Source organism: Yokenella regensburgei ATCC 49455 (assembly GCF_000735455.1).
Classification (GTDB): Bacteria; Pseudomonadota; Gammaproteobacteria; order Enterobacterales; family Enterobacteriaceae; genus Yokenella; species Yokenella regensburgei.
The window spans coordinates 1-14377 of record NZ_JMPS01000036.1 but is presented as its reverse complement, the minus strand read 5'-3'; the positions used below and the strand labels follow the sequence as shown (position 1 = coordinate 14377).

Genomic DNA, 14377 nt, shown 5'->3' with positions numbered 1-14377 from the left:
GAGTCTCCAATGACGCAGATGATTTCAAAAACGCCGACCGCGACTAAACGCAACGGACGTACCGACCTGATCGCTTTCTTCGAGCGCTTCGGGGTGCTGATTTTCATGATCCTGCTGCTGATCTTCTTCCAGCTGCAGAACAGCAATTTCCTGTCAGAACGTAATATTTTCAACATCCTGACCGAAGTGTCGATCTACGGGATCATGGCCGTGGGGATGACCTTTGTCATTCTGACCGCCGGGATAGATCTGTCGGTAGGCTCGATTCTTGCGGTCTGTGCCATGACCGCCGCCTATGTGATCAAGGGCGATAACTTTACTACCGTCGATCCCAACGCCTGGGGCGGCATGAGCTGGCTGATTGGTATCGGCATTTGCATGGCGATGGGCACCGCGATCGGCTTCCTGCACGGCCTCGGCGTTACCCGTCTGCGCCTGCCGCCGTTCATCGTCACCCTGGGTGGCATGACCATCTGGCGCGGCCTGACGCTGGTGATTAACGACGGCGCCCCGATTGCGGGCTTTGATGCGGGCTACCGCTGGTGGGGCCGTGGCGAACTGCTCGGCATCTCCATTCCTATCTGGATTTTTGCCATCGTCGCCCTCGGCGGCTACCTGGCGCTGCATAAAACCCGCTGGGGACGCTTTGTCTACGCCATCGGCGGTAACCCGGAGGCCGCGCGCCTGGCCGGGGTAAACGTCAAAAGAGTACTGGTGAGCGTCTACGTATTGATTGGCTGTCTCGCCGGGCTGGCGGGCTTCATCCTCAGCGCCCGTCTCGGCAGCGCCGAAGCGGTAGCGGGGATCTCCTTTGAGCTGCGCGTGATTGCCTCGGTGGTGATCGGCGGAACCTCGCTAATGGGCGGCTATGGACGCATTGGCGGCACCATCATCGGCTCCATCATCATGGGCATTCTGATTAACGGCCTGGTGCTGATGAACGTCTCCGCCTACTACCAGCAGATTATTACCGGATTAATTATCGTTCTGGCCGTGGCGTTTGATACCTACGCCAAGAGCCGTCGCGGTGCACTGTAAGGAGTGTGTAGATGAAAGAGGTGCGAGTAGGACTTATTGGGACCGGCTACATTGGCAAGGCGCACGCCATTGCCTATGCCCAGGCCCCGACGGTATTTAACCTGCGCGGCAAGCTGGTGCGCGAAATGGTGGCAGAAGTGACGCCGGAGCTCGCCGCCGAGCGGGCCGAGGCGTTCGGTTTTCGCCGCTCCACCGGCGACTGGCGCGAGCTGGTGGCGGATCCAAACATTGATGTAGTGGATATCTGTTCGCCGAACCATCTGCACAAAGAGATGGCGCTGGCGGCTATCCGCCACGGTAAACACGTCTATTCCGAAAAACCGCTGGCGCTGAATGCCCACGATGCCCGGGAGATGGTGGAAGCCGCCGAAAAGGCCGGGGTGAAGACCCTGGTGGGCTTTAACTACATGAAAAACCCGACGGCGAAACTGGCGAAAGAGATTATCGCCCGCGGTGAAATCGGTGAGGTTATCCACTTCTACGGCACCCATAACGAAGACTATATGGCTGACCCGCTGGCGCCTATCCACTGGCACTGCTTCAAAGAGACCGCGGGCCTCGGGGCGCTTGGCGACCTGGCGGCGCACATCGTCAACATGGCGCACTACCTGGTCGGTGACATAGCGCAGGTGTGCGGCGACATGAAAATCGTGGTGCCGATGCGCCCGGTACAGGCGGGAGCAAGCCAGATGGTGGCGGTCGAGAACGAGGATCAGGCTCACGCGATGGTGCGTTTTGCCAACGGCGCTCAGGGGGTGATTGAAACCTCCCGCGTGGCCTGCGGCCGCAAAATGGGGCTGTCGTACGTCATTACCGGCACCAAAGGCACGATAAGCTTCACTCAGGAGCGGATGGCTGAACTCAAGCTTTACCTGCACGACGACCCGGTGAACCGCCAGGGATTCCGCACGCTGCTGGTCGGGCCCGCGCACCCGGAATATGGGGCATTTTGCATGGGGGCGGGGCACGGCATTGGCTTTAACGACCAGAAAACCGTGGAAGTGCGCGATCTGGTGGACGGCATTGCCGCCGACGCACCGCTGTGGCCGGATTTCGCCGAAGGATGGAAAGTCTCACGCGTGCTGGACGCCATGGCGCTTTCGCACCAGCAGGGCCGCTGGCTGAACGTGAACGACATTGTCTGATGAGGAGTCAACGTGGAAAAGCAGTTTGATGTGATTTGCATGGGCCGCGTGGCGGTTGATCTCTACAGTCAGCAGATTGGCGCGCGTCTGGAAGATGCGTCGAGCTTTGCCAAATACCTCGGCGGCTCGTCCGGCAACGTCGCCTACGGCACGGCGCGCCAGGGGCTGCGTTCGTCAATGCTGGCGCGGGTTGGCGACGAGCATATGGGGCGCTTTCTGCGCGAAGAACTTAACCAGGTTGGTTGTGATACCAGCCATCTGATAACCGATAAATCGCGCCTCACGGCGCTGGTGCTACTCGGCATTAAAGACCGGGACACCTTCCCACTGATTTTTTATCGCGATAACTGTGCCGACATGGCGATTACCGCCGCCGACGTCGACGAACAGTACATCGCCGCTTCACGAAGTCTGGCCATCACCGGGACCCACCTTTCTCATCCACAAACCCGCGAGGCGGTGCTGACGGCGCTTGGCTATGCCCGACGCCACGGCGTGCGCACGCTGCTCGATATCGACTACCGTCCGGTGCTGTGGGGGCTCACCTCACCTGGCGATGGCGAAACGCGCTTTATCGCCGCCGAACAGGTTACCCGCGAGCTACAGGCGGTGCTGAGTCTCTTTGATGTGATTGTTGGCACCGAAGAGGAGTTTCACATCGCCGGCGGCAGCACCGACACCTTAACGGCGCTGCAGCACGTGCGTGAAGTGAGCGGGGCAACGCTCGTCTGCAAGCGCGGGGCGCGGGGCTGCTCGGTGTACGAAGGGCCGATCCCATCGCACCTCGACGGCGCCCTTAACGTCACCGGCGTGCGTGTCGAAGTGCTGAACGTGCTGGGGGCCGGAGATGCGTTTATGTCCGGCCTGCTGCGCGGCTATCTTAACGATGAAGGCTGGGAGCAGGCCTGCCGCTACGCCAACGCCTGCGGGGCGCTGGTGGTGTCACGCCACGGCTGCGCCCCGGCGATGCCGAGCAAAGTGGAGCTGGACGACTATCTCTCCCGCGAGGCAGAAGTACCGCGCCCGGATCTTGACGCTCGTCTGAACCATCTGCACCGGGTCACCACTCGTCGCCGCGAGTGGCCAGAACTGTGCGTGATGGCCTTCGATCACCGCAGCCAGCTGGAAGAGATGGCGCTGCAGTGCGGGGCTGATTTCAAACGCATTCCTCAATTAAAAACGCTGATCCTGCAGGCAAGCCGGGAGGCAGCAGATCGTGCGGGGCTGGAAGGTAAAGCCGGGCTGCTGTGTGACGGCACCTTCGGCCAGGACGCGCTCAACGCCATCACCGGCGAAGGCTGGTGGATTGGCCGCCCGGTAGAACTGCCCGGTTCTCGCCCGCTGGAGATGGAGCGCGGCAACATCGGCACGCAGCTCATTAGCTGGCCGCAGGAGCATGTGGTGAAGTGCCTGGTCTTTTTCCACCCGGAAGATGCCCATGGTCTGCGTCTGGAGCAGGAGCAAAAGGTCGCCGAGGTGTACCACGCTTGCTGTCAGTCCGGTCATGAGCTGCTGCTGGAGGTGATCCTCCCCGCCGACATGCCGCGCAGCGACGAGCTGTACCTGCGGGCGGTATCGCGCTTTTACAACATCGGTATCTACCCGGACTGGTGGAAGCTGCCGCCGCTCTCCTCCGGGGGCTGGGCGCAGCTTGGCGAGATTATCGAGCGCCGGGATCCGCACTGCCGCGGGGTGGTCATTCTGGGGCTGGATGCACCGGCAGAGCAGCTGCGTGCTGGCTTCAAGGCCGCTTCCGGTCATGCGCTGGTGAAAGGGTTTGCCGTGGGGCGGACGCTGTTTGGTGATGCGTCCCGCGCCTGGCTGAAACACGATATTGACGACGCGCAGCTGGTGGCGCGCATTCGGGACAACTACCTGCAGCTTATCGCCTGGTGGCGCGAGCGCGGGAACGCATAATTCAGGAGAATACGATGACCGTACAATTGGGTATTAATCCGCTGACCTGGACCAACGATGACCTCCCGTCACTCGGCGCTGAAACGTCGCTGGAAACCTGTCTCAGCGAAGGTAAAGAGGCTGGTTTTGCCGGCTTTGAACTGGGGAACAAGTTCCCGCGCGAAGCCCGCCTGCTGGGCCCTGTTCTCCAGCGTCATTCCCTGGCGCTGGTGTCCGGCTGGTACTCCGGGCGCCTGCTGGAGCGCAGCGTCGAAGAAGAGATTGCCGCCGTGCAGCCGCATCTGACTCTGCTGCGCGAGCTGGGGGCGAAGGTCATGGTATTTGCCGAAGTGACCCACTGCATTCACGGCGAGCAGCAAACGCCGGTGCATTTACGCCCGCGCTTCCCGCAGGAACGCTGGGCCGAATATGGCAAAAAGCTCAGCGAGTTTGCCCGCTATACCCAACAGCAGGGCGTGCAGATTGCCTATCATCACCATATGGGGACGGTGATTGAATCCGCCGAAGATGTGGATAATCTGATGAAACATACTGGGGAAGAGGTGGGTCTGCTGCTGGATACCGGGCACCTGACCTTTGCCGGGGCAGATCCGCTGGCGGTAGCGCAGCGCTGGGCTTCACGTATTAACCACGTTCACTGCAAAGACGTACGTGCCGACGTGCTGGCGGACGTGAAGAACCGCAAAACCAGCTTCCTCGACGCGGTGCTGAGCGGCGTGTTTACCGTACCGGGCGACGGCAGCGTGAACTACCCGCCGATTATGGCACTGCTTAAAGCTAACCATTATCAGGGCTGGCTGGTGGTGGAGGCCGAGCAGGATCCGGCTATCGCCCATCCGCTGACCTACGCGCGTCTGGGCTACAACAACCTGAGCCGCTTCGCCCGTGATGCCGGGCTAATCTGAGGAGGAAACATGTCGCGTTTACTCTCACGCTGGCAAAAACCGGATGTCAGTGGCCGCACCCAGGCGGTGACACCCGCTCGTGCGGGCTGGGGCTATGTGGGGTTTGAAGCATACCAACTGGAAGAGGGACAGCGGCTGACGCTGCCCGCGGTCAGCGAGGAGCGCTGTCTGGTGCTGGTTGCAGGCCGCGCCTCCATCGGTACCCCAACGGCGCAGTTTTCCGACATCGGCGAGCGCATGAGTCCGTTCGAGCGCATCAAACCCTGGGCGGTGTACGTGACGCCGGACGAAAGCATTCAGGTGCAGGCGCTGACGAAACTCGAGCTGGCGGTGTGCGCCGCGCCGGGCAAAGGCAACTGGCCAACGCGCCTGATTGCGCCGCAGGATATCGACGGCGAAGCGCGCGGCAAGGGGCATAATCAGCGCTACGTGCACAACATTCTGCCGGAAGATAAACCCGCCGACAGCCTGCTGGTGGTGGAAGTGTGGACCAACGAAGGCTGCACCAGCTCTTATCCAAGCCACAAGCACGACACCGATAACCCGCCGCAGGAAACGTACCTCGAAGAGACCTATTATCACCGTCTCAACCCGCCGCAGGGTTTTTGTATGCAGCGGGTATATACCGACGACCGGGAGCTGGACGAGTGTATGGCGGTGTACGATCGTGACGTGGTGATGGTGCCAAAAGGCTATCATCCGGTGGCGACGATGGCGGGGTATGACAGCTACTATCTCAACGTGATGGCAGGTCCGGTGCGCCAATGGATGTTCACCTGGGAAGAGGATCACGCCTGGATCAACCGCGATTACCCTGCCTGAAGAAGCGCCGATCCACGGAAGGATCGGCTACTTACGCATTACCCCTTCCCAGATGAGCTTCACGGCAAACGCGCCGATCACCACCCCAATCACCCGGCTGGCGACTTTCTGCGTCCGCGCATAGCCACGGCGTACCGCCGGCAGCGAAAACGCCTGGCTCAGGAATACCCGCCAGATTACCGAGCTCAGGACTATCCCACACCACGCCAGCAGTTTTGCCCAGGTGGGCGTCTGCGCGCTTAAGGTCACCGAGAAAATACTGATGAAAAACAGCACCGTCTGCGGATTGGAGAGGCAGGTGATCGCTCCGGTGCGAAAGAACACATGCCATGGTGCCACAATGGGCTGCAGCAGGGCGGAGGACATCGGCGTAGGCTGGCGACGCAGGCTTTTCCACGCAAACCACAGCAGATACGCGCCGCCGACAATCTTGATAGCGGAAAACAGGCTTTCACACTGGGTGATGAGCGTTGCCATGCCAAACAGGCCTAATCCGGAATAGAGCGCATCGCCGAGCGCGACGCCGAGCCCGGTGATGACCCCCGCCCGTCGTCCGGAAGCGAGGCTGGTTTGTACCACCACAAACAGATTGGCGCCGGGGTTAAAAAAGGTCAAAACAAACAGTCCAACGGTCAGCACTATGGCGTGGAAAGGATCCATCAGCTTTCTCTCTGCGCGAATTATTCTATCAAATCATAATAGTAACTAATGTGAAAGGGTGTGAGGGCTATCGCGTATTATTCTCACGGCGCAAAAAAATGAAAAATAAGGAAGGAACTTCCGGCTGAACTAAGCGGAACAGCCGGAAGTTTATACCACTGAAAACGTTATTATTACTATTTTAACAGGTCTTCAGGCGTATATATTTCGGTACTTCATAGCACTATTTTTGGTTATTTATCCGTGTGGCGAATGAGCTTCACCAGGCCCGGAAGGTCGTTCTCAATCTCGTCCCAACGTAACACGGCGACGGCCATATTGCCCTTGTCGACCACACGGATCAGACCGGCTTCACGTAGCACTTTGAAGTGATGGGAGCGAGTCGCTCGTGTGACGGTGAGCCCAAAAGTGGAACAATGTCGTTCGGCTCCAGGCTTGTCAGCCAGCAATCCACGCACAATCGTTAGCCTCACTGGGTCGGCAAGAGCTTTGAAAACCTTAACCATATCAAAGGGAACTGCCTCTTCGGCGACCTTTTCTTCCATTCTTTCTCCTGATTTACAGATTTCTCTTAACAGATTCTTGACAAAAGTCCAGGAATCCTGAATTTTAATAGGTGTTCGATGATCATCGAACGTACGTGTGGGGTGATACGTACGATGTGAGGCGAACGATTAACGGTTATCTTACTACGAGTGAGTGAGATAACCCTAATCCTGAGGTTAATGATTGATTTAATGGGGTTAACATGTCTTTTATCGAAGATGTTGAATCAGAATTCATAATCAGGACCGGCTCATATAATTATCAGAACACCATACCAAAATCATGTGTTCATCGTGCGGCGGTGGGGGAAGTCTTTTTAACAGATATCAGAAAGATCCACGATAATAAATACATCACCGCAGGTTATTTACCAAAATCGCATATTTACTTTAACGATCTCCCGTACCGGAAATCGAGCGATCGAGTGTACGACGCCATTTTATTGTTGGAAATTTGCCGACAAACGTCAATCTACGTGACGCATAATTTCTTTGCCGTCCCATACAGCGCCAAATTTGTTTTTGATGACGCCGATTTTACCTTATTTGACAGTGACATCCCGTACAAAACCGAGTGCTCTAACGTCATTGTTGAAGTCGATATTATCGAGCGGAAGTTTCGCAAATCCGAGCTGACCGGGCTGATTTTCCGTATGGATATCTACGTCGACGGCTACTGCTGCGCGCAGAAAATCATGAATATTTCATGGATGGACGACCGCAAATGGCACCGTCTGCGCAGCCAGCGTCCGCTGGAGTGCCACGACACCACCTCCGTTTTCGCCGCCGCCACCCACGAAGTGGGCCGCCAGCTGCCGCAAAACGTGGTGGTGGGCAATGCGGATATGCACGACGGCGGGGTGACCACCACGGTGATTGTCGACCAGGATCATCCGTCAATTTTCGACCACCCGCTGGATCACGTGCCGGGCATGCTGCTGATGGAAGCCTATCGTCAGACCGCGCTGCTCGCGATGCGTAGCCGTCTGGGAACGCAGAGTTTTGACCTGGTGATTAGCCGCTACAACGTGAATTTCACACGGTTTTGTGAATTCCATAAGCCCGTTTATTGCCATGCGCGGCTGGGTGATATTTATCTCACCGATGACAAAAAAAGCACCGTCATTCCCATGACGATTTCTCAGGACGAGAAGCTGGTCTCTGGGGCCGAACTGACTATTACGTTTAAGTAAAAAATGATGAAAATAATATGGTTTGATTTTGGTGGCGTACTGTCGCCGTCTATTCCGGATCTTTTTACCTCTTATTATCTGAAGACCGGTATCCCCCCGGCAGTACTACAGCGGGCAATGAAAGAGGTTGCCGACGATTTGAATATGGGCGTACTGACGCCTATTGAAAAGGCGATTATTACCGAGCGCGAATGGGGGGCGGGAATTCGCCAGAAGCTGTCTCAATCTGTCCCGGAGCTGGATCTCTCCCGGGCCCGGCTCGAGGAGTTTGGCGAGCAGTGGTTCGACGGCATTCTGCCTAACCAGTTGATGATCGACCTGTTCCGCAAAGTCAAAGCCACGGGGCTGAAGGTGGGGATCCTCACCAACAACGTGGTGGAGTGGGAAGACCACTGGAAGCGGGTGATTGGCATCAGCGAAGAGGCCGATGTCATCGTCGATTCCTGCAAAGTGGGTTGCCGTAAACCGGAGGCGGAGATCTTCGCCATCGCCACCGAGCGCGCTGGTGTGCGCCCGCACGAGAACCTGCTGATCGATGATGTTCTGGAGAACTGCATGGCGGCCGAGCAGTACGGCTGGAAGAGCGTGCATTTCAAAGACAGCTCCAGCACGGTGGCAGAGGTTATCGCCGTGCTGCAACGACAGGAGGTTTTCCTGTGAATACCACCGCTTTTGCGTGGCCATCCGTTGCCACCATTCCGCATTACGACTGCACGCCGGGCTATGAGGTGCTGGAGCCCGCCAGCTACCAGCGGGCAGGCAAAATCAAACTGCTGAGCGGCCACGAGGCCTGGCACGTGATCAACTATCACGACGTCAAAAAAGTGCTGACCAGCAATACCTGCCTGCGCGGGCCGTCGAACGAGCCGAACGGGCCCAGCATTTTACCGACGCTGACGCCGAAGGATTTACTGCTGAACCTCGACTTTCCGCACCATGCGCGGATGAAGCGCTTCGTGGCGAAAGACTACAGCGCCAGCGGCCTGGCGTGGCTTGCGCCGCACATGGTCGACGCGATTGAAACGCTGATGCAGGCCGCCCGTGCCGGTGAGGCGTTTGATCTGTATCAGGACGTGCTCGACCCGCTGGCGGTGCAGATTAACTGCCTGCTGCTCGGCATTCCTCTGGTGGAGAAAGAGTACTTCCGCGTGCTCAGCGTGACGGTGCAAAAAGCCGACCCGCAGCAGGTGGAAGATCTCATTGAGAAGTTTACCGCGCTCTATCAGTACCTGTTCGAGCACGTTACCGGCGTGCGGCAGCACGCGGACGATGGCCTGATTGCCCGCTTTGTCGCGATGCGTGAAAGCGCCACGCCGCCGCTAAACGACGAAGAGATTACCGCCATTCTGCTCGGCTCGCTGCTGGGGGGTGACCAGAATACCCTGACGGTGATGACCAAGATTTTCTACGCGCTGCTGTGCACTGAAACGCTGTGGCAGCAGGTGGTGGACTTCCCGGAAACCACGGAGCAGGTGGCGGATGAACTGATTCGTCTGACCAACCTCGGCACCGCCTCGGCGTTTCCGCGCATCTGTAGCGAAGCCATCGAGCTTTCCGGCGTCACTATCCCGGCCGGGGCAACGATTTTCCCGGACGTGTTTCTCGCTAACCGTGACCCGTCGGTGTACGCCTCTCCCTTAACGATTGACCCGTTCCGCAACGGCCCACGCCACCTGCAGTTTGGCTATGGCATGCATCACTGCATGGGGCAGGAACTGGCAAAACTGGAAATCTGTACGGCAATAAAAACAATAGCCCGACTCGCCCCTGATTTACGGTTATCAGACCACGTATTACCGGAAAACTTTATCTGGAATGAAGGAATTATTCTCAGGAGACCTGCACAGCTCCCGGTTTGTACTATCCGTAAATAAGGTTAAATAATGGAAACACAAGTTGTTGAAGCAAAGTCATCGCAAACCATGATCCTGCTCTGCATTCTGATTGCAGTGTTCGTGGTACCGACGTCTATTTCCGGGACGGCGATAGCCCTCCCGGCAATAAGCGCCGATCTCCACTCGCAAACCGCCTCGCTGCAGTGGGTGGTCAACGCCTTTAACCTGACCTTCGCCAGCTTTACCCTGGCCTGGGGAGGGCTTGCGGACGTGTTTGGCAGTAAGCGCTCGTTTATTGCCGGTGCCGGGCTCTATTTCCTTGCCTCCGTGCTTTCGTGGAGCGCCGGGAATATCTATGTGCTTGACGCGGCGCGTGCGCTGGCGGGCATCGGCGGTGCGGCGATTTTCTCCTGCGGTAGCGCCATCCTCATTCAAACTTTCAGCGGCGCTCAGCGTACCCGTGCGTTTGCGCTGTTTGGCACCACCGCCGGGCTGGGTATCACCTTTGGTCCCACCATCTCCGGCTGGCTGCTGAACGTGGCGGGCTGGCGCGATATTTTCGTCGTCCACGCCATTGCGCTGTTCGTGGTGCTGATCCTGACCGTCACCATTCCGGCAGCGGTGAAGAAGGCCGAGAAGCCGTCGCTCGATATCGCCGGGATCCTGCTCTTTATCGTCTCGCTGTTCCTGCTGATGACTGGCATCACCCAGGGCGCCGAACTTGGCTGGAGCGATAACTTCACCCTGAGTCTGCTGGGTTCTGGCCTGGTTCTGCTGCTGTGCTTCGTGGCGGTAGAAAAACGTTCGCCGAATCCGATGGTCAACTTTGCGCTGCTCGGTAACCACTATTTCCTGTCGATGATCCTTATCCCGGTGGTCGCGAGCTTCTGCTTCGTGACGCTGCTGACCTGGTTCCCGACCTGGCTGATTGCCATGAAGAGCCTCTCGCCGCTTGAATCCGGGCTGGTGATGCTGGCGCTGACCTCGCCGGTGCTGGTGCTACCGATTGTCGCAGGCAAGCTGGTGACGCGCGGCGTTTCCGCTAATTTACTGCTGGTGATTAGCCTGGTGCTGTTTGTTGGTGGTCTGCTGCTGCTGTGGATCTTCAACCAGGGCAGCATGTCGATGGGGCAAATTCTGCTGAGCCTGCTGCTGGTGGGTGCCGGGATGGGGCTTTCTGCTGGGCTGGTGGATGGGATCGCGCTGAGCGTGGTGTCCGCCCATGAGGTCGGACGCGCGGCGGGGATCCTCAATACCTTCCGTCTGGGTAGTGAAGCCATCGCCGTCGCCATTTATGGCTCGCTGATGTCGACCGGGATTTTCCACGCGCTGGCCTCGAAGCCGGTGCCGGAAGGGACGACTGCGAATCAGTATCTGGCGGATGTGGTTTCCGGAAATGCTTTCGCTCAGGCAAGCGCCGAACAGGCGAGCTGGCTTGAGAGTGTCTATACCGAGGCCTTCAGCCATACCGTACTGGTGCTGCTGGTTATCTCGATTGTAATTTCACTCTCTGTTGTGCTGATGATGCGCAATAAGAAGGTGAGTGCCTGACTCTGTGTGTGTTGTGGGGACGAAAAAGGAAGTCGTAAAACCATGGAGGGTTTACGCACCGGTGAGAGCCGGTGCGTTTTTTTTTATGCGCGGATGTCGTTGTATTCCGGGGTGGTATCAAACTCATGTTTGGCGAACGGGCACAGCGGGATCACCTTGCGGTGCTCTTCGCGCATTTTCGCCACCACGCGGGCAACCAGCTTTTTACCGACGCCCTGGCCCTTCAGGCTCGGGTCAACGTCGGTGTGCTCAATAATGCTCAGGTGCTCACCGGTCGGCACGAACACAATCTCCGCGACCTGGTTTCCACTGGCATCGTTAACGTAAAACTTGTTATGGCCTTCCAGAATTTCCATCGCTCTCTCGCTTATTTATGTCGATATTTCAGCGCACCGCTCGGGCAGGTATCGATGACTTTCACCACCGTCGCCACGTCTACTTCATCGGGCATGATCCACGGCTTGCGTTTCAAATCAAACAGCTGATGGCTGCCGCGCACGCAGTTTCCCGAGTGCTGGCAGATGTCGGTATTAAAGTACACGTCGATTTTCTCGCCGCTGTACTGGCGGTAACCCGCTTCCAGTAATGCTTTATCCGTACTCATGACATTGCCTCTGACATTGCTTTTATTATCGTTGCACGTCTTAGCATAGCGCCAACGCCCGGGAATGTATGCCGCTCAGGGTTGAGAAGGCACATCCTGCCCACGGTAGTCACCGCCGAGGGCTTTAATCAGCGTAATGTCGGTGCTGAGCTGCTGTGACTGCATGTCGAGCAACAGCAGCTGCTGGGCGAGCGCCGGACGACGTGCCTCCTGAGAAGCATAATAGCTCACCAGCCCGCGCTGGAAGTGCGCCGCTGCGCTGTTGGTCGTTGCCAGTGCCGCCGTCACTTTCTCCTGCTGTAACGCCACCTGCTGATTAAGGTCGTTGAGCTGGCTTGAGCTGATGGCCACGTCGCGCACCGCGTCGAGCACCGCCTGGTTGTACTGCTTGATCAGTATGTTGCTGCCGGTACGTACCGACTTCAGCGCCGCATTCAAACGACCGCCGTCAAACAGCGGCAGGTACAGGCCCGGCAGGATGTTGATCTGCTGGAACGAATATTTGAACAGATCGCCGACGTTCAGTGCGTTATAGCCCCAGAATGCTTTGATATCAAAGTGCGGATAAAACGCCGCTTTGGCCGCATCAACCCGGCTTAACGAGGCGGTAACGTAGCCGCGCAGGGCCTGCAGATCCGGGCGGCGCGCCAGCAGCTCGAATGAGAGGATATCCGGCAGCGTTTGCTGCAACGCCGGGAGCGGCACCGGGTGGATCTCCGGCATGCTGTGCGCATCGGCACCGATTAGCGCCCGCAGGGTTTCCCGATAGCGGGTCTGCATGCCGCGCTCCTGGATCACCTGCTGCTGGGCGGCAAGCATCTCGGCGCGGGCATTGGCGACGTCAACGCGGGTTTCTACCCCGCGCCCGCTGCGGTGCTCATGAGCCTTCAGAGACAGCTGAGAGATAGCTTCCAGCTCCTGCAGCAGCGCCACCTTCTGGAAGCTGGTCTGCATGGCGAAGTAGAGCTGGGCAACGCTGCTGGCGATATCCAGTTCGATACCGGCGGTCTCGGCGATGCGGGCGTTTTTCTCGCCCATTGCCGCCGCCACCTGAGCGCGATCGGCTCCCCAGAGGTCAATATTCAGCGATGCGCCGACCCCGACGGTATTCAGCGTATACCACGGGCCGTTGCGGTCCTTCGGCAGTGAGAACGAGTAGGGCCAGGTCAGCTCCTGATTGGTTACGCGCAGATAGTTCTGTGCCGCCACGCCGGTGGCCTGAATGCCGATGGAGGACTGCGCCAGCTCAACGGTGGACTGCGACTGGCTGATGCGCAGACGCGCGCCCTGCATGGTCGGGGAGTTTTGCAGCGCCCGGTTGACCAGCATATTAAGCTGGGCATCGTGGTAGTTTTCCCACCAGCGCGCCGACGGCCAGCCGCTGTGAGCGAGGTGGATAACCTGCGCCAGCTCCGCCTGCTGCGGATCGGTCATTCGTACCTGACCGGGATCGTCCTGAATCAGCGCACAGCCGCCAAGCAGCACAAAGGCCAGCGGCGAAAAACGTAAAAAGCGCGCGGTGGTGTCCATTTTCTTCATCACTTACTCTGCCTGTCGCTGAATGTCGGAAGGGGCGGGCGGCCAGTGGGGAAGCGCTGCCAGCGCCTTCTGCAGGGGAGGGCCAAACGGATTGCGGGCATCCGGAACCACCGGTTCGCTGTGCGGTGGGGCATCCTGCGGTTGTTCGATATACCCGGCGTACGCCTGCAGCTGCGTGGCGCACTGGCGTAAAAAGGTGTCCTCCGGGGCGGCATACATTCGGTAGCCTTCGCTTAAGCGCACGACCTCCTGCGCCTGACGCCAGGCCTGTTGCACTGGCCACGTTTTCGCCTCCGGGTGCGGGTGGGCATACGTGTTGAGCGGCTCGGCGGCAACCCGGTGCATCAGTGATTCGCTGTTGGTGAGCGCCTGGAACAGCGGCACCACTTCGGCTTCCTCTTTACGCACCGAGAGATAGCCCGCCACCCGGCGGTAGAGGCTGGCGAGGCTCGCCTTTAGCTGCGGGGCCTCGCTGTCCGGCCACAGGTAAAGGTGGACGACCGACGAGACCAGCACGCCGAGCAGAATACCGATAACGCGATCGCGCAGCTCCGTCAGGTTGTACAGCGGGCCAAACCAGCTTAAAAACGCCAGCGAAAAGGTAAAGCCAATCTGGATCCCGG

General features: G+C 58.4%; 14 protein-coding genes and 1 pseudogene. 9 read left to right on the top strand and 6 right to left on the bottom strand.

Annotation, left to right across the window (positions count from 1 at the left end; genetic code table 11):
* Nucleotides 1-9: 9 nt before the first annotated feature.
* The 5 genes from GYRE_RS10650 to iolB are packed head-to-tail and all read left to right on the top strand — an operon-like array spanning nt 10 to nt 5827.
* Nucleotides 10-1038 carry an ABC transporter permease gene (locus GYRE_RS10650; protein ID WP_006817339.1) on the top strand — a complete coding sequence of 343 codons (1029 nt, stop codon included), beginning with the start codon at nt 10-12 and terminating at the stop codon, nt 1036-1038.
* 11 nt (nt 1039-1049) lie between these two features.
* The gene (locus GYRE_RS10645) at nt 1050-2183 is read left to right on the top strand and encodes a Gfo/Idh/MocA family protein (protein ID WP_006817340.1); all 1134 of its coding nucleotides are present in this window, start codon (nt 1050-1052) and stop codon (nt 2181-2183) included.
* A 12-nt stretch (nt 2184-2195) separates the two neighbouring features.
* Complete coding sequence (locus GYRE_RS10640; RefSeq protein WP_038255163.1) at nt 2196-4100, top strand: bifunctional 5-dehydro-2-deoxygluconokinase/5-dehydro-2-deoxyphosphogluconate aldolase; 1905 nt, start codon at nt 2196-2198, stop codon at nt 4098-4100.
* A 14-nt stretch (nt 4101-4114) separates the two neighbouring features.
* On the top strand, nt 4115-5005 hold the full coding sequence (gene iolE, locus GYRE_RS10635; RefSeq protein ID WP_038255161.1) for a myo-inosose-2 dehydratase: 891 nt from the start codon (nt 4115-4117) through the stop codon (nt 5003-5005).
* A gap of 9 nt (nt 5006-5014) precedes the next feature.
* Nucleotides 5015-5827, top strand: coding sequence for a 5-deoxy-glucuronate isomerase (gene iolB / locus GYRE_RS10630; RefSeq protein WP_038255160.1), 813 nt, complete (start codon nt 5015-5017; stop codon nt 5825-5827).
* A gap of 27 nt (nt 5828-5854) precedes the next feature.
* Here the strand turns inward: iolB and GYRE_RS10625 are convergent, their stop codons facing one another.
* Nucleotides 5855-6487 (bottom strand): LysE family transporter, encoded by a 633-nt coding sequence (locus GYRE_RS10625; protein ID WP_006817344.1) that lies wholly within the window; start codon nt 6485-6487, stop codon nt 5855-5857.
* Nucleotides 6488-6720: 233 nt separating this feature from the next.
* Nucleotides 6721-7032 carry an ArsR/SmtB family transcription factor gene (locus GYRE_RS10620; RefSeq protein ID WP_006817345.1) on the bottom strand — a complete coding sequence of 104 codons (312 nt, stop codon included), beginning with the start codon at nt 7030-7032 and terminating at the stop codon, nt 6721-6723.
* A 203-nt stretch (nt 7033-7235) separates the two neighbouring features.
* Between GYRE_RS10620 and GYRE_RS10615 the strand changes: the two genes are divergently transcribed.
* Genes GYRE_RS10615 through GYRE_RS10600 form a run of 4 tightly spaced genes read left to right on the top strand, consistent with a single transcriptional unit; the run spans nt 7236 to nt 11611 of the window.
* Nucleotides 7236-8225 carry an AfsA-related hotdog domain-containing protein gene (locus GYRE_RS10615; protein ID WP_006817346.1) on the top strand — a complete coding sequence of 330 codons (990 nt, stop codon included), beginning with the start codon at nt 7236-7238 and terminating at the stop codon, nt 8223-8225.
* Nucleotides 8226-8228: 3 nt separating this feature from the next.
* Complete coding sequence (locus tag GYRE_RS10610) at nt 8229-8885, top strand: HAD family hydrolase (protein ID WP_038255158.1); 657 nt, start codon at nt 8229-8231, stop codon at nt 8883-8885.
* A complete protein-coding gene (locus tag GYRE_RS10605; protein WP_038255157.1) occupies nt 8882-10099 on the top strand; it encodes a cytochrome P450 in 1218 nt (405 codons plus the stop codon). Before GYRE_RS10610 ends, GYRE_RS10605 begins: the two co-directional genes overlap by 4 nt.
* A gap of 9 nt (nt 10100-10108) precedes the next feature.
* Nucleotides 10109-11611, top strand: coding sequence for an MFS transporter (locus GYRE_RS10600; RefSeq protein ID WP_006817349.1), 1503 nt, complete (start codon nt 10109-10111; stop codon nt 11609-11611).
* 83 nt (nt 11612-11694) lie between these two features.
* Here the strand turns inward: GYRE_RS10600 and GYRE_RS10595 are convergent, their stop codons facing one another.
* From GYRE_RS10595 to GYRE_RS10580, 4 genes and pseudogenes are all read right to left on the bottom strand, one after another.
* Nucleotides 11695-11967, bottom strand: a complete 273-nt coding sequence (locus tag GYRE_RS10595; RefSeq protein ID WP_006817350.1) for a GNAT family N-acetyltransferase — start codon at nt 11965-11967, stop codon at nt 11695-11697.
* Nucleotides 11968-11978: 11 nt separating this feature from the next.
* On the bottom strand, nt 11979-12215 hold the full coding sequence (yjdI, locus tag GYRE_RS10590; protein ID WP_006817351.1) for a 4Fe-4S mono-cluster protein YjdI: 237 nt from the start codon (nt 12213-12215) through the stop codon (nt 11979-11981).
* Nucleotides 12216-12290: 75 nt separating this feature from the next.
* On the bottom strand, nt 12291-13754 hold the full coding sequence (locus GYRE_RS10585; protein ID WP_038255200.1) for an MdtP family multidrug efflux transporter outer membrane subunit: 1464 nt from the start codon (nt 13752-13754) through the stop codon (nt 12291-12293).
* Nucleotides 13755-13757: 3 nt separating this feature from the next.
* Nucleotides 13758-14377, bottom strand: a pseudogene (locus GYRE_RS10580) (FUSC family protein); the annotation flags it as partial.

Bases quoted from the DNA above. Each gene is read 5' to 3' on its own strand.
- GYRE_RS10585 (WP_038255200.1), bottom strand. From the start codon at position 13,754: ATGAAGAAAATGGACACCACCGCGCGCTTTTTACGTTTTTCGCCGCTG.
- GYRE_RS10645 (WP_006817340.1), top strand. From the start codon at position 1,050: ATGAAAGAGGTGCGAGTAGGACTTATTGGGACCGGCTACATTGGCAAG.
- iolB (WP_038255160.1), top strand. From the start codon at position 5,015: ATGTCGCGTTTACTCTCACGCTGGCAAAAACCGGATGTCAGTGGCCGC.
- iolE (WP_038255161.1), top strand. From the start codon at position 4,115: ATGACCGTACAATTGGGTATTAATCCGCTGACCTGGACCAACGATGAC.
- GYRE_RS10650 (WP_006817339.1), top strand. From the start codon at position 10: ATGACGCAGATGATTTCAAAAACGCCGACCGCGACTAAACGCAACGGA.
- GYRE_RS10625 (WP_006817344.1), bottom strand. From the start codon at position 6,487: ATGGATCCTTTCCACGCCATAGTGCTGACCGTTGGACTGTTTGTTTTG.
- GYRE_RS10595 (WP_006817350.1), bottom strand. From the start codon at position 11,967: ATGGAAATTCTGGAAGGCCATAACAAGTTTTACGTTAACGATGCCAGT.
- GYRE_RS10610 (WP_038255158.1), top strand. From the start codon at position 8,229: ATGATGAAAATAATATGGTTTGATTTTGGTGGCGTACTGTCGCCGTCT.
- GYRE_RS10600 (WP_006817349.1), top strand. From the start codon at position 10,109: ATGGAAACACAAGTTGTTGAAGCAAAGTCATCGCAAACCATGATCCTG.
- yjdI (WP_006817351.1), bottom strand. From the start codon at position 12,215: ATGAGTACGGATAAAGCATTACTGGAAGCGGGTTACCGCCAGTACAGC.
- GYRE_RS10615 (WP_006817346.1), top strand. From the start codon at position 7,236: ATGTCTTTTATCGAAGATGTTGAATCAGAATTCATAATCAGGACCGGC.
- GYRE_RS10620 (WP_006817345.1), bottom strand. From the start codon at position 7,032: ATGGAAGAAAAGGTCGCCGAAGAGGCAGTTCCCTTTGATATGGTTAAG.